The sequence below is a fragment of the Pseudomonas sp. MF5691 genome (assembly GCF_016405645.1).
Classification (GTDB): Bacteria; Pseudomonadota; Gammaproteobacteria; order Pseudomonadales; family Pseudomonadaceae; genus Aquipseudomonas; species Aquipseudomonas shahriarae.
Map to the genome: position 1 here is coordinate 548132 of NZ_JAEKDC010000002.1, position 23285 is coordinate 571416.

Below are 23285 nucleotides of genomic sequence, written 5' to 3' on the forward strand. Positions count from 1 at the left end.
CCGGTCACTCCCTTAAAAATCATTCAACCGCGTGCAGCGGCAATCTTGATCAGCTTGGCGTAATAGAAGCCATCGTGCCCGCCTTCCTGCGCGAGCAACTGGCGGCCGTGGGACTGCTTGATGCCGGCGGTGGTGGCAATGTCCAACTCCCGCGCGCCGCTGGTGCGGGCGAGGAAGGCTTCGATCACTTCGGTGTTTTCGGTCGGCAACGTCGAGCAGGTGGCGTAGAGCAGGATGCCACCGACCTCCAGCGTCGGCCACAACGCGTCCAGCAACTCGCCTTGCAGCACAGCCAGGGCGGCGATGTCGTCGGGTTGGCGGGTCAGCTTGATATCCGGATGGCGGCGGATCACACCGGTGGCGGAACATGGCGCGTCCAGCAGGATGCGCTGGAACGGCTTGCCATCCCACCAGGTGGCGGTGTCGCGCCCATCGGCGGCAATCAGCTCGGCGTCCAGGCCCAGGCGCGCAAGATTTTCGCGCACGCGTACCAGGCGCTTGGCTTCCAAGTCGACGGCGACGACGCCGGCCAGGCCGGGCTCGACTTCCATGATGTGACAGGTCTTGCCGCCCGGCGCGCAGCAGGCGTCCAGCACCCGTTGGCCCGGCGTCAGGTCAAGCAGGTCGGCGGCCAGTTGCGCGGCTTCGTCCTGCACGCTGATCCAGCCTTCGGCAAAGCCTGGCAGGCTGCGCACATCGCCTGCGGTCTCCAGCACGATGCCGTCCTGGCTGTACACACAGGCGCTGGCATTGATGCCGGCCTCTGCCAGTAATTGGAGATAGGCATCGCGGCTGTGATGGCTACGATTGACCCGCAGAATCATTGGCGGGTGGGCATTGTTGGCAGCGCAGATGGCTTCCCACTGCTCTGGCCAGAACGCCTTGAGGGATTTTTGCAGCCAGCGCGGGTGCGCAGTGCGCACTACCGGGTCGTGTTCGAGCTCGGCCAGCAACCCCTCGCTTTCGCGCTGGGCGCGGCGCAGCACGGCATTGAGCAAGGCCTTGGCCCAGGGCTTTTTCAGCTTGTCGGCGCAGCCTACGGTTTCGCCGATGGCGGCGTGGGCCGGCACCCGGCTGTAGAGCAATTGGTACAGCCCCACCAGCAGCAACGCCTCGACGTCGGCATCGGCGGCCTTGAACGGCTTTTGCAGCAGCTTGGCCGCCAGCGCCGACAGACGCGGCTGCCAGCGGGCGGTGCCAAAGGCCAGGTCCTGGGTGAAGCCGCGATCACGGTCTTCGACTTTATCCAGTTGCACCGGCAACGAGCTGTTCAGGGAAGCCTTGCCGTTGAGCACGGCGGCCAGGGCCTTGGCGGCGGCCAAACGCGGGTTCATCAAGCGTCCACTCCGAGGATGATGCCGGGGGCAAATTTCTCACGACGGCTGTTGAACAAATCACTGAAGTTCAGCGCCTTGCCACCGGGCAATTGCAGACGGGTCAGACACAGTGCCTGTTCGCCGCAGGCCACCAGCAGGCCTTCCTTGCTGGCGCCGATGATTTCACCGGGGGCGCCGCTGCCTTCGGTCAGGGTGGCGGCGAGGACTTTCAAGGCTTCGCCATTGAGGGTGCTGTGGCAGATCGGCCACGGGTTGAAGGCGCGTACCAGGCGCTCCAGCTCCACGGCCGGGCGGCTCCAGTCGATGCGTGCTTCGTCCTTGTTCAGCTTGTGGGCGTAGGTGGCGAGGCTGTCGTCCTGCGCTTCACCCTGCAAGGTGCCAGCAGCGAGACCGGCAATCGCCTCTACCACCGCAGGCGGGCCCATCTCCGCCAGGCGGTCGTGCAGGCTGCCGCCGGTGTCCTGTGCGGTGATGGGCGTGGTGACCTTGAGCAGCATCGGCCCGGTGTCCAGGCCGGCTTCCATGCGCATCACGGTCACGCCGCTTTCGGCGTCACCGGCTTGCACCGCGCGCTGGATCGGCGCCGCACCGCGCCAGCGCGGCAGCAGCGAGGCATGGCTGTTGATGCAGCCCAGGCGCGGGATATCCAGCACCGCCTGGGGGAGGATCAGGCCGTAGGCCACCACCACCAGCAGGTCCGGCTGCAGCGCGGCCAGTTCAGCCTGGGCCTCGGCATTGCGCAGGGTTGGCGGTTGCAGCACGACAATGCCGTGTTCCAGGGCAAGCTGCTTGACCGGGCTGGGCATCAGTTTTTGCCCACGGCCGGCCGGGCGATCCGGCTGGGTGTACACCGCGACGATTTCATAAGGGCTGGCAAGCAGGGCCTTGAGGTGTTCGGCGGCAAATTCAGGGGTGCCGGCAAAAACGATGCGCAGTGGCTCGGTCATGGGAAACGTCTCACAAAAGAAAAAGGCTTGCCGGAGCAAGCCTTTGAAAGAAGGGAATCAAGCTTGCTGGCGATGCTTCTTTTCCAGTTTCTTCTTGATCCGGTCGCGTTTGAGCGTGGACAGGTAATCGACAAACAGCTTGCCGTTGAGGTGGTCGCACTCATGCTGGATGCACACCGCCAACAGGCCTTCGGCAATCAGCTCGAAGGGTTTGCCATCGCGGTCCAGGGCCTTGATCTTGACGCGCAGCGGGCGCTCGACGTTCTCGTAGAACTCCGGCACCGACAGGCAGCCTTCCTGGTATTCGCCCATCTCGTCGGTCAGCGGCTCGAACTCCGGGTTGATGTACACCCTCGGTTCGCTGCGGTCTTCGGACAGGTCCATGACCACCACGCGCAGGTGCACGTTGACCTGGGTCGCGGCGAGGCCGATGCCCGGTGCTTCATACATTGTTTCAAACATGTCATCGACCAACTGACGAACCTTGTCGTCCACTACGGCCACCGGTTTGGCGATAGTGCGCAGGCGCGAGTCCGGGAATTCGAGGATGTTCAAAATAGCCATAAGCGTAATTGCTGCACATGTGAGGTAAAGGCAAATCGGCGTCGGGACACCCGCACGGCCGGTGTGAAACGCTCGCAGGCCGCGAAGGCCAGGCATTTCACGCGAACCCACATAATAAAGGAGATTGCCCCCATGAGGAAATCGCTACTCGTCTTCAAAACAGGCGGCCCGGTTGGGCGGCAATAACCAGTTGCAATAATTAGCCTGCTAAAGAAGTTACCAACAGAGTTATCCACAGCTTGTTCCTGATCAAGGATGATCATATGTCAGTCATTCATACCCCGGATATTTCCCCTGCCGAGCTCGAAGCCCGCCTACGTTTGCACCGTATGCCGGAGTTGGGGCCAAGGCGTTTTAAAACATTGATCGAGGCCTTTGGCTGCGCCTCAAAAGCTATCGGCGCGCCAGCCAGTGCCTGGCGCTCCCTGGGAGTGCCGGCGGCCTGCGCCGAAGCCCGGCGCAGTGCGCAAGTGCGCGATGGCGCCAGCGCCGCATTGGCCTGGCTAGAGCGCCCGGCCCAGCATTTGTTGATGTGGGACCAGCCCGACTACCCAGCCTTGCTGGCCGAACTGGACGATGCGCCGCCGTTGTTGTTCGTGGCCGGCACGCCCGCGATCCTGGAAAAACCGCAGTTGGCCATGGTCGGCAGCCGACGCGCTTCGCGCCCCGGAATGGACACGGCGGCAGCCTTTTCCCGCAACCTGGCGAGCGCCGGTTTTGTCATCACCAGTGGGTTGGCCCTGGGAATTGATGGGGCGGCCCACCAGGCGGCATTAGATGTCGGGGGGCAGACTATCGGGGTGCTGGGCACCGGCCTGGAAAATTTTTATCCACAGCGCCACCGCCGGCTCGCCGAGGCGATGATTGCCCAGGGCAGCGCGGTGGTTTCCGAGTTTCCGCTGGACGCCGGCCCCCAGGCTGGAAACTTCCCACGACGCAACCGCATTATCAGTGGTCTGTCCCTGGGCGTGCTGGTGGTGGAAGCCAGCGTGGCCAGCGGCTCGCTGATTACCGCGCGGCTGGCCGCCGAGCAGGGGCGCGAGGTGTATGCGATACCGGGCTCGATTCATCATCCGGGGGCCCGGGGCTGCCATCAGTTGATCCGTGACGGTGCGGTGTTGGTGGAAACCATCGAACACATTCTTGAAGGGTTGCGCGGCTGGCAGGCGTTGTCGCGGCCCGCGCCGGTGGCGGTGACCCACCCGCTGGTGGCGCTGCTGCACGCGGCGCCCCAGACCAGTGAAAGTTTGGCCATTGCCAGCGGGCAAAGCCTGTCCCAGGTGTTGGTGAGCCTTACCGAACTGGAGCTGGAGGGCCGGGTGATCTGTGAAAGCGGCCGCTGGCTCGCGCGCAGTTAGGTTTTGTTACGAAGATCGGTAAACTGCGCAGAGCTTTAGTCCGGAGAGTGAGTAATGGTCAACAGGTGGCGTGTGCAACAAGCCGCACGAGAAGTTCGCGCTGGCGCGGTGATTGCCTATCCGACCGAGGCTGTGTGGGGCCTGGGCTGCGACCCGTGGAACGAAGAAGCGGTAGATCGCCTGCTGGCGATCAAGGGCCGCTCGGTGGATAAGGGCTTGATCCTGGTCGCCGACAATATCCGGCAATTCGATTTTCTATTCGAAGACTTCCCGGACACCTGGATCGACCGCATGGCCAGTACCTGGCCGGGGCCCAACACCTGGCTGGTCCCCCACCAGGACCTGCTGCCTGAATGGATTACCGGTAAGCACGACACGGTAGCGTTGCGGGTCACTGATCACCCGCTGGTGCGGGATTTGTGTTCGCTGGTGGGGCCACTGATCTCCACCTCGGCCAACCCCCAGGGCCGGCCGGCGGCGCGCACGCGGATCCGGGTAGAGCAGTATTTCCGGGGGCAGGTAGACCTGGTGCTGGGTGGGCGCCTGGGTGGGCGCAAGAACCCTAGTTTGATTCGGGATCTGGCGACGGGCGAGGTTCGGCGCCCGTCCTGAGACCCAGGCGTGGCTATCGCGAGCAAGCTCGCTCCCACATTCGACCGATTTCCAGCATGGGAATGCGCTCGAATGTGGGAGCGGGCTTGCCCGCGATAGCGGTCTGCCAAACCACCGAGATCCTATGGCAACAGAATGGTCGACCCCGTCGTCCGCCGCCCCGACAACTCCACCTGCGCCTTCGCCGCGTCCGCCAGGGAATACCGCTGGTTGATATCAATGCGCACCTTGCCGCTTTCGATCATGCCAAACAGATCGTCAGCCATGGCCTGCAGGTTCTGTGGCGTATTGGCGTAGGTCGCCAGTGTTGGCCGGGTGACATACAGCGAGCCTTTGGCGGCCAGAATACCCAGGTTCACCCCCTCCACCGCGCCCGACGCATTGCCGAAACTCACCAGCAGGCCACGGGGCGCGACGCTGTCCAGCGAGGCGAGCCAGGTGTCCTTGCCGACGCCGTCGTACACCACCGGGCACTTCTTGCCGTCGGTCAGTTCCAGCACCCGCTGTGGGACATTTTCCTGGCTGTAGTCGATGGTTTCCCAGGCGCCGAGGGATTTGGCCAGGGCGGCTTTTTCCGGCGAACTGACCGTTCCGATCAGCTTCACGCCCAGGGCCTTGGCCCATTGGCAGGCCAGGGAGCCGACGCCACCGGCAGCGGCGTGGAACAGGATAGTTTCGCCGCCTTTCAACTCATAGGTCTGGCGCAGCAGGTACTGCACGGTCAGGCCCTTGAGCATGGCGCCGGCGGCTTGCTCGAAGCTGATGGCGTCCGGCAGGTGCACCAGGTTGGCCGCCGGCAACACATGCAGCTCGCTGTACGCACCCAGCGGGCCGCTGCCGTAGGCCACGCGGTCGCCGACCTTGAACTGGCTGACTTCGCTGCCCACCGCATCCACCACGCCCGCGCCTTCTGCGCCCAGGCCCGAGGGCAGGGCCGGCGGTGCGTACAAGCCGCTGCGGTAATAGGTGTCGATGAAGTTCAGGCCAATGGCCTTGTTCCGCACCCGGACCTGCTGTGGGCCTGGTTCCGCTGGCGTGTAGTCCACATACTCAAGTACTTCGGGGCCGCCATGGGCGCTGAACTGGATACGTTTGGCCATCTGCTCTCTCCTCAAGTCTGTTTCGCCAAAGGCTCCTATCGGACTCTTATGCTTGATCTTCGTCAACTGTGGCAGCGCCCGGCGCGGTGGTATCCTGTGCGCCCTTTGCCGCCGACGCCCAATGGCCTCGCGTAGCTTTGCCCGATTCAAGGTGATGCCATGACTACCCGCACCGAGGCTGTAAAAGCCTACCTGCTCGACCTGCAAGACCGCATTTGCAGCGCCCTGGAAACCTTCGAGGCCGATACGCGCTTTATCGAAGACGCCTGGACGCGCCCAGCCGGCGGCGGTGGCCGCACGCGGGTAATCGAGAACGGGAGCGTGATCGAAAAAGGCGGCGTCAACTTTTCCCACGTGTTCGGCAGCGGCCTGCCACCGTCCGCCAGTGCCCACCGCCCGGAGCTCGCCGGTCGCGGTTTTGAGGCCCTCGGCGTGTCCCTGGTGATCCACCCGCATAACCCCCATGTGCCGACGTCCCACGCCAACGTGCGATTTTTCATCGCCGAGAAAGAAGGCGAAGAGCCGGTGTGGTGGTTCGGTGGCGGCTTCGACCTGACGCCCTACTACGCCAACGAAGAAGACTGCATCCACTGGCACCGCGTGGCCGAGCTGGCCTGTGCGCCATTTGGCGCGGACGTTTACCCGCGCTACAAGGCCTGGTGCGACAGCTACTTCCACATCAAGCACCGCAACGAGCCCCGGGGCATTGGCGGCCTGTTCTTCGATGACTTGAACGAGTGGGACTTCGACACCTGCTTCGCCTTTATCCGCGCCATTGGCGACGCCTACATCGACGCTTACCTGCCGATCGTCCAGCGTCGCCAGGCGATGGCCTACACCGAGCAGCAGCGCCAGTTCCAGGAATTCCGCCGTGGGCGCTACGTGGAATTCAACCTGGTCTACGACCGTGGCACGCTGTTCGGCCTGCAATCGGGCGGGCGTACCGAGTCGATCCTGATGTCGCTGCCACCGCAAGTGCGCTGGAGCTATGACTGGAAGGCTATTGCCGGCAGCGAAGAAGCACGCCTGACCGACTACTTCCTGCAAGACCGTGACTGGCTCGGCCTTGCTGCGCCCAAGGCGGCCAGCTGATGGATCGTTATGTGGTGTTCGGCAACCCCATCGGCCACAGCAAGTCGCCGCTGATTCATCGCCTGTTTGCCGAGCAGACCGGCCAGGCGCTGGACTACAACACGCTGCTGGCGCCGCTCGAGGATTTCACCGGCTGTGCCCGTGAATTTTTCCTGCAAGGGCGCGGTGCCAACGTCACCGTGCCATTCAAGGAAGAGGCCTACCGCCTGGCCAACGCCCTGACCGAGCGTGCGCAGCGCGCAGGCGCGGTGAATACCCTGAGCAAGCTGGCCGATGGCAGTCTGTTGGGCGACAACACCGATGGCGCCGGCCTGGTGCGCGACTTGACCGTCAACGCCGGCCTGAGCCTGGCGGGCAAGCGCATCCTGCTGCTCGGTGCCGGCGGCGCGGTACGCGGCGCCCTGGAACCACTGCTGGCGCAACAGCCGGCCTCGCTGGTTATCGCCAACCGCACCGTGGAAAAAGCCGAGCGGCTGGCCGAACTGTTCGATGACCTGGGGCCGGTGTCTGCCAGCGGTTTCGATTGGCTGAGTGAACCGGTGGACCTGATCATCAACGCCACTTCGGCCAGCCTGTCAGGCGATGTACCGCCGATTGCCGGCAGCCTGGTCGAACCGGGCAAGACCTTTTGCTACGACATGATGTACGCCAAGGAGCCGACCGCATTCTGCCGCTGGGCCACTGAACACGGTGCGGCGGTGGCAATGGATGGCTTGGGCATGCTGGTGGAGCAGGCGGCGGAAGCCTTCTACCTGTGGCGCGGGGTGCGGCCGGATTCGGCGCCGGTGCTGGCTGAACTGCGCAAACAACTGGCGGCTAACTGATTCTAATGTAGGAGCTGGCCAGCCAGCTCCTACAGTTTTTGACCGTGTCAGTCTTCGAAAAGGATCGGGCACTTGTCGGCCCCCTCCAGCTTCCTCAACTCCTCCACCACTTGCGGCCGCGCCCGACGCAACGTCAGGCTGCGCCCCAGGCCCCGCAATCGCCGCGCCTCCTGGTGCAGCATCTCCACCCCGGAATAGTCGATAAAGTTGATCTGCTGCGCCTCGATCACCACCCGCAGGCCTTGCAGGCGCTGCAAGCGCACTTGCAGGTAATGGCTGGCGCCAAAGAAGATCGAGCCACCGACCCGCAGCACATCGTCTTCCCCATCGCGCCATTGCTGGACCCGTGGCTGTGAGGTGCGCTTGAGGTAGAAGAACAACGATGCCAGCACGCCGGCATAGATTGCCGTTTGCAGCTCCAGCAGCAAGGTAGCCAGGCAGGTCAGGCCCATCACCACACACTCGGCACGGCTGACCCGCCACAGTGCGCGGATGCCACGATGGTCCACCAGGCCCCAGCAGATCAGCAGAATGCTGGCGGCCATACTCGGGATCGGGATATGCGCAATCAACGCCGCGCCAAACAGCGCAAACAGTGCCACCCATAACGCCGAAAACACCCCCGCCAGCGGCGAACAGGCGCCCGCCTCGTAACTCAGGCCCGAGCGGGTGAAGGAACCGGCCGACAGGTAGCCGGAGAAAAATCCGCCGACGATATTGGATAACCCTTGGGCACGTACTTCCTGATTGGCGTCGAGCAGTTGTTGCGAGCGCGCCGACAGCGAGCGGGCAATCGACAGGCTGGTCACCAACCCCAGCATGCCCACCGCCACGGCACTGGGTAGCAGGCGCAGGATCATGTCCAGGTCCAGCGGCAACGGGCTGAACGGCGGCAGTTGGCCAACAAATGAGCTGACCCGCGCCACATGCCCGAACATCGCCGGCCACACCCACGTCGCCAGGCTGCCCAGGGCCAGAGCAATCAACAAGTTCGGCCAGCGCGGTACGCAGTATTTAAGCAGCACGCCCACCAGCAAGGTGCCCAGGCCAAGGGCCAGTGACGGGCGATCCCACTCGCCGCCGTGGTCGATCAGCGCCAGCAGGCTGTTGATAGCCGTGGCCTGGCTGGGCAGGTCGAGCCCCAGCAGGTTTGGCAACTGGCCCAGGGCGATGACCACTGCCGCGCCGAGGGTGAAGCCGAGGACGACGGAATGGGAGACGAAATTGACCAGCGCGCCAAAGCGCAGTATGCCCAATAGCCATTGGAATACGCCGGCAAGCAAGGTCAGTAACAGAATCAGGGTGATGTAGTCCTGCGAGCCCGGCACCGCCAGCGGGCTGATGCTGGCGTAGAGCACAATGGAAATCGCCGCCGTCGGACCGCAGATCAAATGCCAGGACGAACCCCACAGGCAGGCAATCAGCACCGGGATGATTGCCGCATACAAGCCGTATTCGGGGGGCAGGCCGGCGATCAGGGCGTAGGCGATGGATTGCGGCAAGGCCAGCACCGCGCCGCTGAGGCCGACCAGCGCATCCCGGCCGACGCTGGCGCGGGTCTGGCGCGGCAGCCAGCGCAGGAAGGGGAAGAGTGTATGGGGCCGGGGCATTGGGCAGCTCAGGTCAAAAAAGTTTGAGTCAGGGTATCAGCACAAACACTGCCCTGTGGGCGCTGGCTTGTGTGGGCGCTGCTAAAGCCTGGCCTTGACCGCCGCCAATGCCTCCTGGCCATCCAGGGTTTTGACCCCCTCCAGCCACTGCTCCAGCACCGCCGGATTGGCCTTGATCCATGCCTTCGCCGCGTCGGCATTGCTGACCTTGTTGTTCGCCACCTCGGCCATGATGCTGTTCTCCATGTCCTGGGTAAACGTCAGGTTGGTCAGCAGTTTCGCCACATTCGGGCAGGCTTGTGCATAACCCTTGCGGGTCAGGGTGTACACGCTGCCGGTGTCGCCGAAGTATTTTTCGCCGCCCTTGAGGTAGCGCATCTTCAACTGCACGTTCATCGGGTGCGGTGTCCAGCCGAGGAAGGTGACGAAACGCTCGCGCTTCACCGCCCTGGACACCTCGGCGAGCATCGCCTGCTCACTGGATTCGATCAGCTTCCACTGGCCGAGGTCGAAGTCGTTTTTCTTGATGATCTCTTGCAGCGACAGGTTGGCCGGCGCGCCGGAGCCGATGCCGTAGATCTTCTTGTCGAACTTGTCGGCGAATTTATTCAGGTCGGCAAAGTCACGCACGCCGGCCTCCCACACATAGTCCGGCACCGCGAGGGTGAACTCGGTGCCTTCGAGGTTTTTCGCCAGTTGCACCACGTCGCCATTGGCCACGAACTTGTCGTAGAAGCCCTGCTGCGCCGGCATCCAGTTCCCCATAAACACATCCACCTGGCCGTCCTTGAGCCCGCCAAAGGTGATCGGCACCGCCAGGGTATCGACCTTGGCCTTGTAACCCATGCCGCTCAGTAAAAAACCAGTGATGGCGTTGGTGGCGGCAATGTCGCTCCAGCCGGGGTCGGCCATTTTTACCGTCTCGCAACGGGCGTCGGCGTACACCTGGCTAGCACTCAATAACAGTACGGTACTCACGGCTGTGGATAACTTTTTCATGGCCTTCCCCTCACTGGATTTATTGGTTTTGGCAGGGTTGTGGATAACGTGCCTTGCGCTCCAGATCGTCGAGGTCGATATGGTTGCGCATGTACTGCTGGCTGGCGTCTACCAGCGGCTGGTGATCCCAGCTCTTGAGTTTGCCCAGCGTCAGCGCCTCGTATACCAGGCGCCGGCGGCGCTGGCTGGCGAGCACTTGCTGGTGGATCGCGGGCATGTCCCATTTGGCTCGCGCCTCGACCAGGAAGGCGTCGAACAGCGCACGGTGGGCCGGCGACTGGCTGAGTTCTTCCTGCTCACGGGGGTCGTTGTGTACATCGAACAGCAGGCAAGGATCGTCCTCGCTGTAGATGAATTTGTAGGCGCCCCGGCGAATCATCATCAGCGGGCCGATGGTGCCTTCGGCCATGTATTCGCCGAACACCTCGTCATGCCCGCCCTGCCCTTGCAAGTGCGGGACCAGCGAGCGGCCATCCAGGGGCAGGCTGGCGTCGAGCTCACCGCCGGCCAGCTCCACCAGGGTCGGCAACAGGTCGGCAGTGGACACCGCCGCACTCACCCGCCCGGCCTGGAATTGCCCCGGCGCACAGACCAGCAGCGGCACCCGTGCGGCCATTTCAAACCAGTGCATTTTGTACCAGAGCCCGCGCTCGCCGAGCATGTCGCCGTGGTCGCCGGAGAACACAATGATGGTGTCCTCGGCCAGGCCAGTGTCCTGCAGGGTTTGCAGGAGTTTGCCGACATTGCTGTCGATGTAGCTGCAGGCACCGAAGTAGGCGCGCCGTGCATCGCGGATCTTATCCACAGGCAGCGGTTTGTCCCACAGGTCGTAGACCTTGAGCAGGCGCTGGGAATGGGGGTCCAGCTCGGTCTGGGCCGGGGTTGTAGGCATAGGGATGTCACTGCCGTCGTACAGATCCCAGAACGGTTTGGGAATGGTGTACGGGTCGTGGGGGTGGGTCATGGACACCGTGAGGCAGAACGGCTGGTCGCCGTCCTCGCGAATATGGTCGAACAGGTACTGCTGGGCCTTGAACACCACCTCTTCGTCGAAATCCAGCTGGTTGGTACGCACACACGGGCCGGCTTGCAGCACCGACGACATATTGTGATACCAGGTAGGGCGCACGTCGGGCTCATCCCAGTTCACCGCCCAGCCGTAGTCGGCGGGGTAGATATCGCTGGTGAGGCGCTCTTCATAGCCGTGCAACTGGTCGGGCCCGCAGAAATGCATCTTGCCCGACAGCGCCGTGCGATAGCCGAGGCGGCGCAGGTAGTGGGCGTAAGTCGGGACGTCGGCGGGGAAATCCGCCGCGTTGTCGTAGGCGCCGATCTTGCTCGGCAACTGGCCGCTGACCAGGGTAAAGCGCGACGGCGCGCACAGCGGGCTGTTGCAGTATGCAGCGTCGAACACCACGCCCTGGGCGGCGAGGCGGCTCAGGTTGGGCAGTTTGATCGGCGAAGGACCGTAGAACGGAAGCAACGGCGCGGCCATTTGATCGGCCATGATGAAAAGAATGTTCTTGCGCTTCATGGTCTCTCGGCATTCCATAGTCAGTGTTTATGCGATTGAGCATGCAGGCCATGGAAACCGTGGTAAAGCCCATGAAAAGCAATGTCTAGGATAAGTACCGCTTATGTATAAAGCCCTGGGTAACCTGTCGCTGGATCTGTTGCGGGCCTTTGAAGCCGCCGCCCGTCATCGCAGCTTCACCGCGGCGGCCATGGAGCTGGGCACCACCCAGCCGGCTGTCAGCCAGCAGATCAAGCGCCTGGAAGAACAACTGGCGGTGCGCCTGTTTGATCGCATCTACCGTGGCATCGAACTGACGGACGCGGGCATGCTGCTGTTCGAACATGTTCAGGCCGGGTTGCAGAGCATTGATACGGGCCTGGGCGCGATCACAGAGCAGGACCAGCACGAAGTGTTGCAAGTGGCGACTGACTTCGCCTTCGCTGCCTATTGGCTGATGCCACGTCTGCATCGCTTTCACGAAGCCAACCCACAGGTGGATGTGAGCCTGGTCACCAGCGAGCGCAACCACGCGACCTTGCGCAGTGATATCGATGTGGCGGTGTTGTTTGGCGATGGGCGTTTTCGCCAGGGCCACAGCCAGTGGTTGTTCAACGAGGAAGTGTTCCCGGTGTGCAGCCCGCAACTGCTCAGGGGCCGCACTGCACCACTGTCGTTACAAAGCCTGCAGGAACTGCCGCTGTTGCACCTGCGCCAGGAAAACAACAGCCAGTGGTTCGACTGGAACGGGGTGTTTCGCGAGCTGGGGATCACCGCCGCACCAACCCCAGGGCCGCTGCGTTTCGACAATTACACCCTGCTGATCCAGGCGGCGATTGCCGGCCAGGGCGTGGCCATCGGCTGGCGCCATCTGGTGGATAACCTGCTGGAGCAGAAGTGGCTGTGCCGGCCGATTGGCGACACGGTGATCTCGCGCTTTGGATATTACGTGGTGTTGCCCCAGCGCAAGCGCCGCGGGCAGTTGATCGAACGGTTTGTCGAGTGGCTGGCGGCGGAGCAGGCCAGCAGCGCGCAGCCCCTGGCCGGGCTGGCCCTGCCGTCGATTGCGGTCTAGGATCGGCCGATCAACGAGTCCGGAGCCTGTCATGCAACGTATCAAGGGCTACCACGCCCATATCTACTTCGACGCCAGTACGATCGACCAGGCGCGCACGCTGTGTGAAGACGCGGCGGCCATCTTCCCGCTGCGCATGGGGCGCATGCATGAGCGCCCGGTGGGCCCGCACCCGGATTGGAGCTGCCAGCTGGCGTTCGACCCGCAGTACATCGGCGTGGCGCTGCCGTGGCTGGCGCTCAATCGCAATGGGTTGGTGGTGTTTCTGCACCCGGATACCGGCGATGACCTGAAGGACCACACCGACTACGCGATCTGGATGGGGGCCATGCGCCCGTTGGATCTGTCGATTTTTTAACCAGTTGCTGTCAGCTGAATCCTCGCGTTCCTGTGCGATGAAAAGTACGGGGGCGTGGGGATTTTCTTTATCTTGTTCCACTATATGGGATTGATATTTATATATTGAGATATTTCAAGCCTTAGGTTTATAGTCGGCCATCTGTCACATTCCAGGTGAAACGATGCCGGCGCAATTGATCGCGCTCGATTGGGGTACCAGTTCCCTTCGTGCTTATAAGCTCGGCCCCGGTGGCCAGGTCCTCGAACAGCGCTCGCTGGCGTCGGGGATCATGCATTTGCCCAGCGAACCACGGTTGATTGCCGGCGTTCACTGCTGCGATGGGTTTGAACTGGCGTTTGATGACGCCTGTGGCGACTGGCTGGCTGCCCAGCCCGATCTGCCGGTGATTGCCTGCGGCATGGTCGGCAGCGCCCAGGGCTGGGGCGAAGCGGCCTATCGCAAGACGCCGGTCGACGTCGCCAGCCTCGGCCAGGCCCTGCACAAGGTACGCAGCCTGCGCGGTGTCGATGTGCATATCGTGCCCGGCGTGATCGAGCAGGTTGGCTTGCCCAACGTGATGCGCGGCGAAGAAACCCAGGTGCTCGGCGTGCTGCAAAGCCTGCCAGCCTGCGCTGAGTTATTGATCGGCCTGCCCGGCAGCCATTCCAAATGGGTCGAGGTGGTCGAAGGCCGCATCACCCACTTTGACACCTTCATGACCGGTGAACTGTTCGCGGTGCTGAGCACGCACAGCATTCTGGGGCGTACGCAAAAGAGCGCCGGGCAGTTCCAGGCCCAAGCGTTTGATCGAGGCGTGCACGTGGCGCTTTCAGCGGATGGTCAGCGTGGGGTGCTGTCGACCCTGTTCAGCGCGCGCACCCTCGGGTTGACCGCTGAACTGACCCCTGAGCAGCAACCCGACTACCTGTCCGGCCTGCTGATCGGCCATGAACTGGCCGGCTTGCCCGACCGTGCACGCACCCCGCCGATCATCCTGGTCGGCGCCAACGCCCTCTGCGCCCGTTACCAGCGCGCCCTCGCCCTGTGTGGTTTCAGCCACGTCAGCCTCGCGCAAGAAGCAACTCAGCGCGGCCTGTGGCAACTGGCACTGGCCGCCGGGCTCATTCAACCTGCAATCGAGGCCTGACATGCTCAAGCAAGCACTCACTCAAAACGGTTTGATCGCGATCCTGCGGGGCCTGCGCCCGGATGAGGCCGCAGCTGTCGGCCAGGTGCTGTACCAGGCCGGGTTCCGGGTGATCGAAGTGCCACTCAACTCGCCCGATCCCTACACCAGCATCCGCACCCTGCGTGAGACGTTGCCCGCCGATTGCCTGATCGGTGCCGGCACCGTGCTGACGCCCGAGCAGGTGGAGCGGGTGAAGGCGGCGGGTGGCCAGGTGATCGTCATGCCCCACAGTGATGCCAAGGTGCTGCGCGCCGCAAAAGCCGCTGGCCTGTACCTGTCGCCCGGGGTCGCGACGCCCACCGAAGCTTTCGCCGCCCTGGCCGAAGGTGCCGATGTGCTGAAGCTGTTCCCGGCCGAGCAAATGGGCCCGGCGGTGGTCAAGGCCTGGCTGGCGGTGCTGCCGGCCGGCACGGTCCTGCTGCCGGTGGGCGGGATTACCCCGGACAACATGCAAGTGTTCGTCGACGCCGGGGTCAAGGGCTTTGGCCTGGGCTCCGGGCTGTTCAAGCCCGGCATGAGTGTCGAGCAGGTGGCGAGTCGTGCCCAGGCGTATGTCGCTGCCTGGAACGCCTTGAACTGAGTGTGCCTGGCGCCCAGGCGCTGCATCCGACAAGAGAGATAAGCAGATGAAAATCACCAAACTGACCACCTTTATCGTGCCGCCGCGCTGGTGCTTCCTCAAAGTGGAAACCGACCAGGGCGTGACCGGTTGGGGCGAGCCCGTGGTTGAAGGCCGCGCCCACACCGTGGCGGCCGCGGTCGAGGAGCTGTCCGACTATTTGATCGGCAAAGACCCACGCAATATCGAAGATATCTGGACCGTGCTGTATCGCGGCGGCTTCTACCGGGGCGGTGCGATTCATATGAGCGCCCTGGCCGGCATCGACCAGGCCTTGTGGGACATCAAGGGCAAGGCCCTCGGGGTGTCGGTCAGCGACCTGCTGGGCGGCCAGGTGCGGGACAAGATCCGTGTCTATTCGTGGATCGGCGGCGACCGTCCGGCTGACACCGCCCGTGCGGCCAAGGAAGCCGTGGCCCGTGGGTTTACGGCGGTGAAGATGAATGGCACCGAGGAGCTGCAGTTTCTCGACACCTTCGACAAGGTCGACCAGGCCCTGGCCAACGTCGCCGCCGTGCGCGATGCGGTCGGCCCGAATGTCGGCATCGGCGTGGACTTCCATGGCCGCGTGCACAAGCCCATGGCCAAGGTGCTGATGAAAGAGCTGGACCCGTACAAGTTGATGTTTATCGAAGAACCGGTGCTCAGCGAAAACTACGAAGCGCTCAAGGAGCTGGCGCCCCTGACCAGCACCCCGATTGCCTTGGGTGAGCGGCTGTTCTCACGCTGGGATTTCAAGCGCGTGCTCAGCGAAGGCTACGTCGACATCATCCAGCCGGATGCGTCCCATGCCGGCGGCATCACCGAAACCCGCAAGATCGCCAACATGGCCGAAGCCTACGACGTGGCCCTGGCCCTGCACTGCCCGCTGGGGCCGATTGCCCTGGCGGCGTGCCTGCAACTGGACGCGGTTTGTTACAACGCGTTTATCCAGGAGCAAAGCCTGGGCATTCACTACAACGAGAGCAATGACCTGCTCGACTACGTGCGCGATCCGGGAGTTTTCGATTACGACCAAGGCTTCGTGAAGATCCCCAACGGGCCGGGCCTGGGGATTGAGATCAACGAGGAATACGTGATCGAGCGCGCGGCCATTGGTCACCGCTGGCGCAACCCGATCTGGCGGCATGCCGATGGCAGTTTTGCCGAGTGGTGATTTTCACCTGATGGCACGTGGTCAGTGTGGGAGCTGGCTTGCCTGCGATAGCAATCTTAAATGTTCCGCCGCCATCGCAGGCAAGCCAGCTCCCACTTTCAACCCGGTAGCCGTTAACCGACCTCAATAAACATAATAAGAGGCTCCCCCATGCACCCTGAAACCCTCACCGGGCAGGCGTCTTTAGTCACGCCCAGCCGCAAGCGTTACTTCATCATGGTCCTGCTGTTTATCACGGTGGTGATCAACTACCTGGACCGCAGCAACCTGTCGATTGCCGCGCCAGCCCTGACCAGTGAGCTGGGCATCGACCCGGTGCATGTCGGGCTGATTTTTTCGGCGTTCGGCTGGACCTATGCCGCCATGCAAATCCCCGGCGGCTGGCTGGTGGACCGGGTGCCGCCGCGCATTCTGTACACCGCCGCCCTGCTGTTATGGTCGATTGCCACGGTGATGCTGGGCTTTGCTGCGAGCTTTATCGCGTTGTTCGTGTTGCGCATGGCGGTGGGTGCCCTGGAAGCGCCGGCTTATCCGATCAACAGCCGGGTCGTCACCAGTTGGTTTCCCGAGCGTGAGCGTGCCACGGCCATTGGTTTCTACACGTCCGGGCAGTTCGTCGGGCTGGCGTTCCTCACCCCGGTGCTGGCCTGGTTGCAGCACCACTATGGCTGGCACATGGTGTTTATCAGCACCGGCGCGGTGGGCATCCTCTGGGCGCTGGTGTGGTACGCGGTGTACCGCGAGCCGCGGGACTTCAAGGGGGTCAATAGCGCAGAAATCGAGCTGATCCGCGCAGGCGGCGGCCTGGTGGACCTGGACGCACAAACTGCCAAGCGCAAGGCGCCCTTCAGTTGGGTCGACCTGGGGATCGTGCTGAGCAAGCGCAAGCTGTGGGGCATCTACCTGGGCCAGTTCTGCCTGAACTCGACCCTGTGGTTTTTCCTGACATGGTTCCCGACCTACCTGGTGAAATATCGCGGCATGGACTTCATCAAGTCCGGCCTGCTCGCCTCGCTACCCTTCCTCGCGGCCTTTGTCGGGGTGTTGTGTTCCGGGCTGTTTTCCGACTGGCTGATCCGCCGTGGCACCTCGGTGGGGTTTGCGCGCAAGTTGCCGATCATCAGCGGCCTGCTGATTTCCACGGCAATCATTGGCGCCAACTTCGTCGATTCGACGCCACTGGTGATTGCGTTCCTGGCGGTGGCGTTTTTCGGCAATGGCCTGGCGTCGATCACCTGGTCGCTGGTCTCGACCCTGGCGCCGGCGCGGCTGTTGGGGCTGACTGGGGGAGTGTTCAATTTCATCGGCAACCTGGCGGCGATTACCACGCCGATCGTCATTGGCTTTCTGGCCACGGGCGATTCGTTTGCGCCGGCGATTACCTACATTGCGGTGCTGGCGCTGCTGGGGGCGCTGTCCTACATACTGCTGGTGGGCAAGGTCGAGCGCATCGAGCTCAAGGAATAGATACCTATCCGCTAGGGGCCTGTGGCGAGGGAGCTTGCTCCCGTTGGGGCGCGAAGCGGCCCTAAAATGGGACTGCTACGCAGTCCAACGGGAGCAAGCTCCCTCGCCACAACAGCCCGATTGCCCAGAGCAAGAATCTTACTTGCGAGCGTTACGCACACCTTCCGACAGCGCTGCACACAGGCTCAACACCCCGTCAATCGCTTGCTGGTCGTTGCTGGCGTTGGCGATGTGGTCGATCAGCGCCGACCCCACCACCACACCGTCCGCCAGGCGGGCGATGGCGGCGGCTTGTTCCGGGGTGCGGATGCCGAAGCCGATGCTGATCGGCAGGTCGGTATGCCGGCGCAGGCGGCCGACGGCTTCTTCCACGTGCTCCAGGGTAGCGGCACCGGCACCGGTCACACCGGCCACCGACACGTAGTACACAAACCCGGAGCTGCCGTTGAGCACGGTGGGCAGGCGCACATCGTCAGTGGTTGGCGTGGTCAGGCGGATAAAGTCGATGCCCGCGGCCTGGGCCGGGTCGCACAGTTCGCTGTTATGTTCCGGTGGCATATCGACCACGATCAGGCCATCGACGCCGGCCTCTTTTGCGTCACTGATAAACCGTGGCACGCCGTACATGTGGATCGGGTTGAAGTAGCCCATCAGCACCAGCGGTGTATCAGTGTTGCCCTTGCGGAACTCGCGCACCATCTGCAGGGTTTTCGCCAGGTTCTGCTTGGCGCCCAACGCACGGATATTGGCCAGTTGGATCGCCGGGCCATCGGCCATGGGGTCGGTGAAAGGCATGCCCAGTTCGATCACATCGGCGCCGGCTGCCGGCAAGCCCTTGAGGATCGCCAGGGAGGTGTCATACCCCGGGTCGCCAGCGGTAACGAAGGTCACCAGGGCGGCGCGGTTTTGTTCCTTGAGTTGCGCAAAGCGGGTTTGCAGGCGGCTCATCAGTGTTTCTCCTGCTTGGCGGTTTCCATATGGTGCATAACGGTCTGCATGTCCTTGTCGCCACGGCCTGACAGGTTGACCACCATCAGGTGATCCTTGGGCAGGGTCGGGGCGCGCTTGAACACTTCGGCCAGGGCGTGGGCGCTTTCCAGTGCCGGAATAATCCCTTCCAGGCGGCAGCATTTGTGGAAGGCGTCGAGGGCTTCGTCGTCGGTTACCGAGGTGTACTGGACGCGGCCAATGTCGTGCAACCATGCATGCTCAGGGCCGATGCCGGGGTAATCGAGGCCCGCTGAGATCGAGTGGGCGTCGATGATCTGGCCGTCGTCGTCCTGCAACAGGAAGGTACGGTTGCCGTGCAGCACGCCCGGTACGCCGCCATTGAGGCTGGCCGCGTGCTTGCCGGTTTCGATGCCGTAGCCGGCGGCTTCAACACCAATGATCTCCACGCTGGTGTCATCGAGGAACGGGTGGAACAGGCCCATGGCATTCGAGCCACCGCCGATGCACGCTACCAGGCTGTCCGGCAGGCGGCCTTCCTGGGCTTGCAACTGGGTGCGGGTTTCCTTGCCGATCACCGCCTGGAAGTCGCGCACCATCGCAGGGTACGGGTGCGGGCCGGCCACGGTGCCGATCAGGTAGAAGGTGCTGTCGACGTTGGTTACCCAGTCGCGCAGGGCTTCGTTCATCGCGTCCTTGAGGGTACCGGTGCCGGCGACCACTGGGATCACTTCGGCACCCAGCAGCTTCATGCGAAACACGTTGGCCTGCTGGCGCTCGATATCGGTGGTGCCCATGTAGATCACGCATTGCAGGCCAAACCGCGCGGCGACGGTGGCTGTGGCCACGCCGTGCATGCCGGCGCCGGTCTCGGCGATGATGCGTTTTTTGCCCATGCGCCGCGCCAGCAGGATCTGGCCGATGCAGTTATTGATCTTGTGCGCGCCGGTGTGGTTCAGCTCTTCACGCTTGAGGTAGATCTTGGCGCCGCCGCAGAACTCGGTCAGGCGCTCGGCGAAATACAGCGGGCTTGGGCGTCCGACGTAGTCGCGCTGGAAGTAGGCCAATTCTTCGTTGAAGGACGGATCGACTTTGGCCGCTTCGTATTCGCGGGCCAGGTCGAGGATCAACGGCATCAGGGTTTCTGCCACGTAGCGGCCGCCGAACGCGCCAAACAGGCCGTTGGCATCAGGGCCGTTGCGTAAATCGGTCTGGGACTGAGTCATGGTGCGCTCCAGGGTGAAGAGGTGGGAGAGGCAATGACGGCCACTCTACCCCTGACGCTGTACCGTGAAAACCGATAAGATCGCCGCAACCTGTCAGGAAAACTCACAGATGAGCCGAGACCTTCCACCCCTTAACGCCCTGCGTGCGTTCGAAGCCACTGCCCGCCTCAACAGCGTCAGCCAGGCTGCCGAGCAATTGCATGTGACCCACGGTGCCGTCAGCCGACAACTGAAAGTGTTGGAAGAACACCTTGGGGTGAGTCTTTTCGTCAAGGATGGGCGTGGCATTAAACTCACAGATGCCGGGGTGCGGCTGCGCGATGCCAGCTTCGAGGCGTTCGAGCGCCTGCGGGATGTGTGCGGGGAACTGACCCAGAGCAGCGCTGATGCGCCGTTTGTCCTTGGCTGTTCCGGCAGTTTGCTGGCGCGTTGGTTTATTCCGCGGCTGGGGCGCTTGAATGCGGATTTGCCGGATTTGCGCTTGCATCTATCAGCGGGCGAAGGCGATCTTGACCCCAGGCGGCCGGGCTTGGATGCCTTGCTGGTGTTTGCCGAGCCGCCGTGGCCGGCCGATATGCAGGTGTACGAGTTGGCCAGCGAGCGGATCGGCCCGGTGATGAGCCCGCACTTTGCCCATTACCAGGCCCTGCGCCAGGCGCCCGCCCAGGCTTTGCTGGGCGAAGCCCTGTTGCACACCACCTCGCGCCCACAAGCCTGGCCCAATTGGGCGCAGCACCATGGCATCGACACCAGCGCGCTTAAGTACGGCCAGGGTTTTGAGCATTTGTATTATTTGCTGGAGGCGGCCGTAGCGGGCCTGGGGGTGGCGATCGCACCGCAACCGCTGGTGGCGGAGGACGTGCGTGCCGGTCGCCTGGTTGCGCCGTGGGGTTTTAGTCAAACCCCGGCGCAACTGGCGTTGTGGCTACCCAAGCGCGCCGCGGATGGGCGCGCCCGGCAGTTGGCGCAATGGCTCAAGGCTGAGCTTGCGCGCCAACCGGTTTAGTCACCGCGTTTGCACAGCAGGTAGGCCGCCAGCAGGCCCAGTGCGCCAACGGCAACGCCGGCGGTGGTCCAAGGGTGCTCCTGGGCATAGTCACGGGTGGCAACCCCGGTTTCGCGGATTTTCACTTTGCTTTCTTCGTAGGCATCGCTGATCAGATGGCGGGAGTGCTTGAGGGCATTCTCGGCATTGCTTTTCAGGGCCTTGAGGGTTTTGCGCGACTCGTCGGATGCATCGTCCTTGAGGCTCTCAAGGGATTTGAGCAGGCTCGAAATCTCGGCTTCCATGCTTTCCAATGACGCTTTGCGTAAAGAGGTGTTGGCCATGTGGGCTCTCCTGGAGTGAATGAGTGACGTGTGTTGATTCCGACTGCGGGGGTTTCAGAAAGTGCAGTAAATCTGAACTTTCAGGTGAGAAGAGTCGCCAGAAGCAGTACGAAGAATCACTGCTAGGCTGTATTCATCGACCCAGGAGAGCACTCATGACTGATCATCACACCTACAAAAAAGTCGAACTGGTGGGCTCGTCCCCAACCAGCATCGAGGACGCCATCAACAATGCCCTGGCCGAGGCCAACAAGAGCATCAAGCACCTGGAGTGGTTTGAGGTCACCGAAACCCGTGGCCACATCAAGGACGGCAAGGCCGCGCACTTCCAGGTGACCCTCAAGGTGGGCTTCCGTATTGCCAATAGTTGATCGGCACGGTTGAACTTGCACGCTGGCCGATTGCCATAACCTGCGCTACACCCTTTGGGCGCCGATACCCTGCGTGTCGGCGTACATTTTTTGATCAGCGCAAGGAAAGTAACGGATGAAAAAGTTTCTGTTAGCGGTAGGTTTGTTGAGCCTGGCAGGTACAGCCCTGGCGGCTGGCAAACCTTGTGGCGAGCTGAAAAGCGAAATCGACGCCAAGATCCAGGCCAATGGCGCTTCCGGGTACACCCTGGAAATTGTCGATAAAGGCAGCGCAACCAACGGCGAAGTGGTCGGCAGTTGCGAAGGTGGTACCAAGGAAATCGTCTACAACCGCGGGTGATCCCGTGGTAGCAACCAACTGTGGGCGTTGTCGAGCCTCGCCAAGGCTCGACAATGCCCACAGGGGTTTTAGCCCTTCATCACTTGTGCCAGCAGCTCGTAGGAATGAATCCGATCAGCATGCTCGTACAGGTCGCAGGTAAAGATCAGCTCATCGGCACCGGTCTGCTCGATCAACACCTCCAGCTTGGCGCGAATCTTCGCCGGGCTCCCCACCATTGCCAGGCCTAGAAAACTACCTACCGCGTCTTTCTCATGGGGCAGCCACAGGCCGTCCATGCTGTCGACCGGCGGGCGCTGGACCAGGCTTTGCCCACGCATCAGCGCGAGGATCCGTTGGTAGACCGACGTGGCCAGGTAATCGGCCTGTTCATCGGTATCGGCGGCCACCAGCGGCACCCCGAGCATCACATAAGGCTTGTCGAGCACCGCCGAAGGCTTGAAGTGATTGCGATAGACGCGAATCGCCTCATGCATCATGCGCGGTGCGAAATGGGAGGCGAAGGCGTAGGGCAAACCGCGCTCGCCGGCCAGTTGGGCGCTGAACAGGCTGGAGCCGAGCAGCCAGATCGGGACGTTGGTGCCGGTGCCCGGCATGGCGATCACCCGTTGGTCGGGGGTACGCGGGCCCAGGTAGGCCATCAACTCGGCCACATCTTCCGGGAAGTCATCGGCGCTGCCGGAGCGCTCGCGGCGCAAGGCGCGGGCGGTCATCTGGTCGGAGCCGGGTGCGCGGCCCAGGCCCAGGTCGATCCGGCCGGGGTAGAGGCTCTCCAGGGTGCCGAACTGTTCAGCGATCACCAGTGGCGCATGGTTGGGCAGCATCACGCCGCCTGCGCCGACCCGGATGGTCGAGGTGCCGCCGGCCAGGTAGCCCAGCAGCACCGAGGTCGCGGAGCTGGCGATGCCATCCATATTGTGGTGCTCGGCTACCCAGAAACGGGTGTAGCCGAGCTTTTCCACGTGCTGGGCCAGGTCCAGGGAATTGCGCAGCGACTGCGCCGGGCTGCCATTGGCGCGCACCGGTACCAGGTCGAGGGTCGAGAACTTTACATCGGACAGTGGTTTCATAAGCCTGCTTCTCCATAGGGGCGCAGGCTTGTGACGAACCAAAACCTGCCGCTTCATGTGCATGTTCTATGCAATGTGGGCATATACCCGAGATTCAATAGTGGGCATGAAATTTCCTACTAATCCACTTGGTTTTTCCGACGGGGTGAACTTTGCCAGAGGTTCTATCCTCAGAACCTTACTGATGCACAACCACTGC

At 62.8% G+C, this 23285-nt stretch carries 25 protein-coding genes; 13 read left to right on the forward strand and 12 right to left on the reverse strand.

The window, feature by feature from the left end; all coding sequences use genetic code 11:
* Positions 1-23: 23 nt before the first annotated feature.
* Genes rsmB through JFT44_RS05235 form a run of 4 tightly spaced genes read right to left on the reverse strand, consistent with a single transcriptional unit; the run spans position 24 to position 3111 of the window.
* Positions 24-1334 carry a 16S rRNA (cytosine(967)-C(5))-methyltransferase RsmB gene (rsmB, locus tag JFT44_RS05220; RefSeq protein ID WP_198830406.1) on the reverse strand — a complete coding sequence of 437 codons (1311 nt, stop codon included), beginning with the start codon at positions 1332-1334 and terminating at the stop codon, positions 24-26.
* Positions 1334-2284, reverse strand: a complete 951-nt coding sequence (fmt, locus tag JFT44_RS05225; protein WP_198830407.1) for a methionyl-tRNA formyltransferase — start codon at positions 2282-2284, stop codon at positions 1334-1336. The genes rsmB and fmt overlap by 1 nt, the downstream gene beginning before the upstream one ends.
* Positions 2285-2341: 57 nt before the next feature.
* Positions 2342-2848, reverse strand: a complete 507-nt coding sequence (gene def, locus JFT44_RS05230; protein WP_005783383.1) for a peptide deformylase — start codon at positions 2846-2848, stop codon at positions 2342-2344.
* Positions 2836-3111 carry a hypothetical protein gene (locus JFT44_RS05235; protein WP_128593095.1) on the reverse strand — a complete coding sequence of 92 codons (276 nt, stop codon included), beginning with the start codon at positions 3109-3111 and terminating at the stop codon, positions 2836-2838. The genes def and JFT44_RS05235 overlap by 13 nt, the downstream gene beginning before the upstream one ends.
* Between JFT44_RS05235 and dprA the strand changes: the two genes are divergently transcribed.
* Positions 3112-4206 carry a DNA-processing protein DprA gene (dprA, locus tag JFT44_RS05240; protein WP_198799694.1) on the forward strand — a complete coding sequence of 365 codons (1095 nt, stop codon included), beginning with the start codon at positions 3112-3114 and terminating at the stop codon, positions 4204-4206.
* 54 nt (positions 4207-4260) lie between these two features.
* A complete protein-coding gene (locus JFT44_RS05245; protein WP_057957880.1) occupies positions 4261-4818 on the forward strand; it encodes an L-threonylcarbamoyladenylate synthase in 558 nt (185 codons plus the stop codon).
* A 122-nt stretch (positions 4819-4940) separates the two neighbouring features.
* Here JFT44_RS05245 and JFT44_RS05250 read toward each other — a convergent pair whose 3' ends face one another.
* Positions 4941-5918 carry an NADPH:quinone reductase gene (locus tag JFT44_RS05250; RefSeq protein WP_057439281.1) on the reverse strand — a complete coding sequence of 326 codons (978 nt, stop codon included), beginning with the start codon at positions 5916-5918 and terminating at the stop codon, positions 4941-4943.
* A 159-nt stretch (positions 5919-6077) separates the two neighbouring features.
* Here JFT44_RS05250 and hemF point away from each other — a divergent pair, with 159 nt between their 5' ends.
* Complete coding sequence (gene hemF, locus JFT44_RS05255; RefSeq protein WP_198830408.1) at positions 6078-7010, forward strand: oxygen-dependent coproporphyrinogen oxidase; 933 nt, start codon at positions 6078-6080, stop codon at positions 7008-7010.
* The gene (gene aroE, locus JFT44_RS05260; protein WP_057439279.1) at positions 7010-7834 is read left to right on the forward strand and encodes a shikimate dehydrogenase; all 825 of its coding nucleotides are present in this window, start codon (positions 7010-7012) and stop codon (positions 7832-7834) included. The genes hemF and aroE overlap by 1 nt, the downstream gene beginning before the upstream one ends.
* A gap of 47 nt (positions 7835-7881) precedes the next feature.
* Here aroE and JFT44_RS05265 read toward each other — a convergent pair whose 3' ends face one another.
* The 3 genes from JFT44_RS05265 to betC form a co-directional block, all read right to left on the reverse strand.
* Positions 7882-9444, reverse strand: a complete 1563-nt coding sequence (locus JFT44_RS05265) for a SulP family inorganic anion transporter (protein ID WP_120731119.1) — start codon at positions 9442-9444, stop codon at positions 7882-7884.
* A gap of 81 nt (positions 9445-9525) precedes the next feature.
* Positions 9526-10443 (reverse strand): choline ABC transporter substrate-binding protein, encoded by a 918-nt coding sequence (gene choX, locus JFT44_RS05270; RefSeq protein ID WP_057957883.1) that lies wholly within the window; start codon positions 10441-10443, stop codon positions 9526-9528.
* 19 nt (positions 10444-10462) lie between these two features.
* Positions 10463-11977, reverse strand: a complete 1515-nt coding sequence (gene betC, locus JFT44_RS05275) for a choline-sulfatase (protein WP_198830409.1) — start codon at positions 11975-11977, stop codon at positions 10463-10465.
* Between the two features lie 103 nt (positions 11978-12080).
* Between betC and JFT44_RS05280 the strand changes: the two genes are divergently transcribed.
* From JFT44_RS05280 to JFT44_RS05305, 6 genes are all read left to right on the forward strand, one after another.
* Positions 12081-13031: a choline sulfate utilization transcriptional regulator gene (locus JFT44_RS05280; protein WP_057439276.1), complete on the forward strand. Its 951-nt coding sequence runs from the start codon at positions 12081-12083 to the stop codon at positions 13029-13031.
* A 31-nt stretch (positions 13032-13062) separates the two neighbouring features.
* Entirely contained in the window at positions 13063-13389 is a 327-nt protein-coding gene (locus JFT44_RS05285; RefSeq protein ID WP_057444830.1) for a DOPA 4,5-dioxygenase family protein, read from the forward strand.
* A 163-nt stretch (positions 13390-13552) separates the two neighbouring features.
* Positions 13553-14518: a 2-dehydro-3-deoxygalactonokinase gene (locus JFT44_RS05290; RefSeq protein WP_057957885.1), complete on the forward strand. Its 966-nt coding sequence runs from the start codon at positions 13553-13555 to the stop codon at positions 14516-14518.
* Between the two features lies 1 nt (position 14519).
* The gene (locus JFT44_RS05295; protein WP_057957886.1) at positions 14520-15140 is read left to right on the forward strand and encodes a 2-dehydro-3-deoxy-6-phosphogalactonate aldolase; all 621 of its coding nucleotides are present in this window, start codon (positions 14520-14522) and stop codon (positions 15138-15140) included.
* A gap of 46 nt (positions 15141-15186) precedes the next feature.
* Positions 15187-16335 carry a galactonate dehydratase gene (dgoD, locus tag JFT44_RS05300; protein WP_032857121.1) on the forward strand — a complete coding sequence of 383 codons (1149 nt, stop codon included), beginning with the start codon at positions 15187-15189 and terminating at the stop codon, positions 16333-16335.
* 150 nt (positions 16336-16485) lie between these two features.
* Positions 16486-17802: an MFS transporter gene (locus JFT44_RS05305; RefSeq protein WP_057957887.1), complete on the forward strand. Its 1317-nt coding sequence runs from the start codon at positions 16486-16488 to the stop codon at positions 17800-17802.
* A gap of 138 nt (positions 17803-17940) precedes the next feature.
* Here the strand turns inward: JFT44_RS05305 and trpA are convergent, their stop codons facing one another.
* Positions 17941-18750, reverse strand: a complete 810-nt coding sequence (gene trpA / locus JFT44_RS05310; RefSeq protein ID WP_057439273.1) for a tryptophan synthase subunit alpha — start codon at positions 18748-18750, stop codon at positions 17941-17943.
* The gene (gene trpB / locus JFT44_RS05315; RefSeq protein WP_057439272.1) at positions 18750-19976 is read right to left on the reverse strand and encodes a tryptophan synthase subunit beta; all 1227 of its coding nucleotides are present in this window, start codon (positions 19974-19976) and stop codon (positions 18750-18752) included. The genes trpA and trpB overlap by 1 nt, the downstream gene beginning before the upstream one ends.
* Before the next feature lie 109 nt (positions 19977-20085).
* Here trpB and JFT44_RS05320 point away from each other — a divergent pair, with 109 nt between their 5' ends.
* Entirely contained in the window at positions 20086-20982 is an 897-nt protein-coding gene (locus tag JFT44_RS05320) for a LysR family transcriptional regulator (protein ID WP_115127084.1), read from the forward strand.
* Here the strand turns inward: JFT44_RS05320 and JFT44_RS05325 are convergent.
* Positions 20979-21305 (reverse strand): YqjD family protein, encoded by a 327-nt coding sequence (locus tag JFT44_RS05325; RefSeq protein WP_003170746.1) that lies wholly within the window; start codon positions 21303-21305, stop codon positions 20979-20981. The genes JFT44_RS05320 and JFT44_RS05325 overlap by 4 nt on opposite strands.
* Before the next feature lie 155 nt (positions 21306-21460).
* Here JFT44_RS05325 and JFT44_RS05330 point away from each other — a divergent pair, with 155 nt between their 5' ends.
* Together JFT44_RS05330 and JFT44_RS05335 are read left to right on the forward strand one after the other, a co-directional pair.
* Entirely contained in the window at positions 21461-21676 is a 216-nt protein-coding gene (locus JFT44_RS05330) for a dodecin (RefSeq protein WP_057439270.1), read from the forward strand.
* Positions 21677-21791: 115 nt separating this feature from the next.
* Entirely contained in the window at positions 21792-22016 is a 225-nt protein-coding gene (locus JFT44_RS05335) for a DUF1161 domain-containing protein (protein WP_057439269.1), read from the forward strand.
* 68 nt (positions 22017-22084) lie between these two features.
* Here JFT44_RS05335 and JFT44_RS05340 read toward each other — a convergent pair whose 3' ends face one another.
* A complete protein-coding gene (locus JFT44_RS05340) occupies positions 22085-23086 on the reverse strand; it encodes an LLM class flavin-dependent oxidoreductase (protein WP_057439268.1) in 1002 nt (333 codons plus the stop codon).
* Between the last annotated feature and the right edge of the window lie 199 nt (positions 23087-23285).

Coding starts and splice junctions, on each gene's coding strand:
- JFT44_RS05335 (WP_057439269.1), top strand. CDS start 21,792: ATGAAAAAGTTTCTGTTAGCGGTAGGTTTGTTGAGCCTGGCAGGTACA.
- rsmB (WP_198830406.1), bottom strand. CDS start 1,334: ATGAACCCGCGTTTGGCCGCCGCCAAGGCCCTGGCCGCCGTGCTCAAC.
- aroE (WP_057439279.1), top strand. CDS start 7,010: ATGGATCGTTATGTGGTGTTCGGCAACCCCATCGGCCACAGCAAGTCG.
- JFT44_RS05250 (WP_057439281.1), bottom strand. CDS start 5,918: ATGGCCAAACGTATCCAGTTCAGCGCCCATGGCGGCCCCGAAGTACTT.
- choX (WP_057957883.1), bottom strand. CDS start 10,443: ATGAAAAAGTTATCCACAGCCGTGAGTACCGTACTGTTATTGAGTGCT.
- JFT44_RS05340 (WP_057439268.1), bottom strand. CDS start 23,086: ATGAAACCACTGTCCGATGTAAAGTTCTCGACCCTCGACCTGGTACCG.
- JFT44_RS05235 (WP_128593095.1), bottom strand. CDS start 3,111: ATGATCATCCTTGATCAGGAACAAGCTGTGGATAACTCTGTTGGTAAC.
- betC (WP_198830409.1), bottom strand. CDS start 11,977: ATGAAGCGCAAGAACATTCTTTTCATCATGGCCGATCAAATGGCCGCG.
- JFT44_RS05330 (WP_057439270.1), top strand. CDS start 21,461: ATGACTGATCATCACACCTACAAAAAAGTCGAACTGGTGGGCTCGTCC.
- JFT44_RS05280 (WP_057439276.1), top strand. CDS start 12,081: ATGTATAAAGCCCTGGGTAACCTGTCGCTGGATCTGTTGCGGGCCTTT.
- JFT44_RS05265 (WP_120731119.1), bottom strand. CDS start 9,444: ATGCCCCGGCCCCATACACTCTTCCCCTTCCTGCGCTGGCTGCCGCGC.
- trpB (WP_057439272.1), bottom strand. CDS start 19,976: ATGACTCAGTCCCAGACCGATTTACGCAACGGCCCTGATGCCAACGGC.
- JFT44_RS05295 (WP_057957886.1), top strand. CDS start 14,520: ATGCTCAAGCAAGCACTCACTCAAAACGGTTTGATCGCGATCCTGCGG.
- fmt (WP_198830407.1), bottom strand. CDS start 2,284: ATGACCGAGCCACTGCGCATCGTTTTTGCCGGCACCCCTGAATTTGCC.
- JFT44_RS05325 (WP_003170746.1), bottom strand. CDS start 21,305: ATGGCCAACACCTCTTTACGCAAAGCGTCATTGGAAAGCATGGAAGCC.
- JFT44_RS05245 (WP_057957880.1), top strand. CDS start 4,261: ATGGTCAACAGGTGGCGTGTGCAACAAGCCGCACGAGAAGTTCGCGCT.
- JFT44_RS05285 (WP_057444830.1), top strand. CDS start 13,063: ATGCAACGTATCAAGGGCTACCACGCCCATATCTACTTCGACGCCAGT.
- JFT44_RS05290 (WP_057957885.1), top strand. CDS start 13,553: ATGCCGGCGCAATTGATCGCGCTCGATTGGGGTACCAGTTCCCTTCGT.
- dgoD (WP_032857121.1), top strand. CDS start 15,187: ATGAAAATCACCAAACTGACCACCTTTATCGTGCCGCCGCGCTGGTGC.
- hemF (WP_198830408.1), top strand. CDS start 6,078: ATGACTACCCGCACCGAGGCTGTAAAAGCCTACCTGCTCGACCTGCAA.
- JFT44_RS05305 (WP_057957887.1), top strand. CDS start 16,486: ATGCACCCTGAAACCCTCACCGGGCAGGCGTCTTTAGTCACGCCCAGC.
- dprA (WP_198799694.1), top strand. CDS start 3,112: ATGTCAGTCATTCATACCCCGGATATTTCCCCTGCCGAGCTCGAAGCC.
- trpA (WP_057439273.1), bottom strand. CDS start 18,750: ATGAGCCGCCTGCAAACCCGCTTTGCGCAACTCAAGGAACAAAACCGC.
- JFT44_RS05320 (WP_115127084.1), top strand. CDS start 20,086: ATGAGCCGAGACCTTCCACCCCTTAACGCCCTGCGTGCGTTCGAAGCC.
- def (WP_005783383.1), bottom strand. CDS start 2,848: ATGGCTATTTTGAACATCCTCGAATTCCCGGACTCGCGCCTGCGCACT.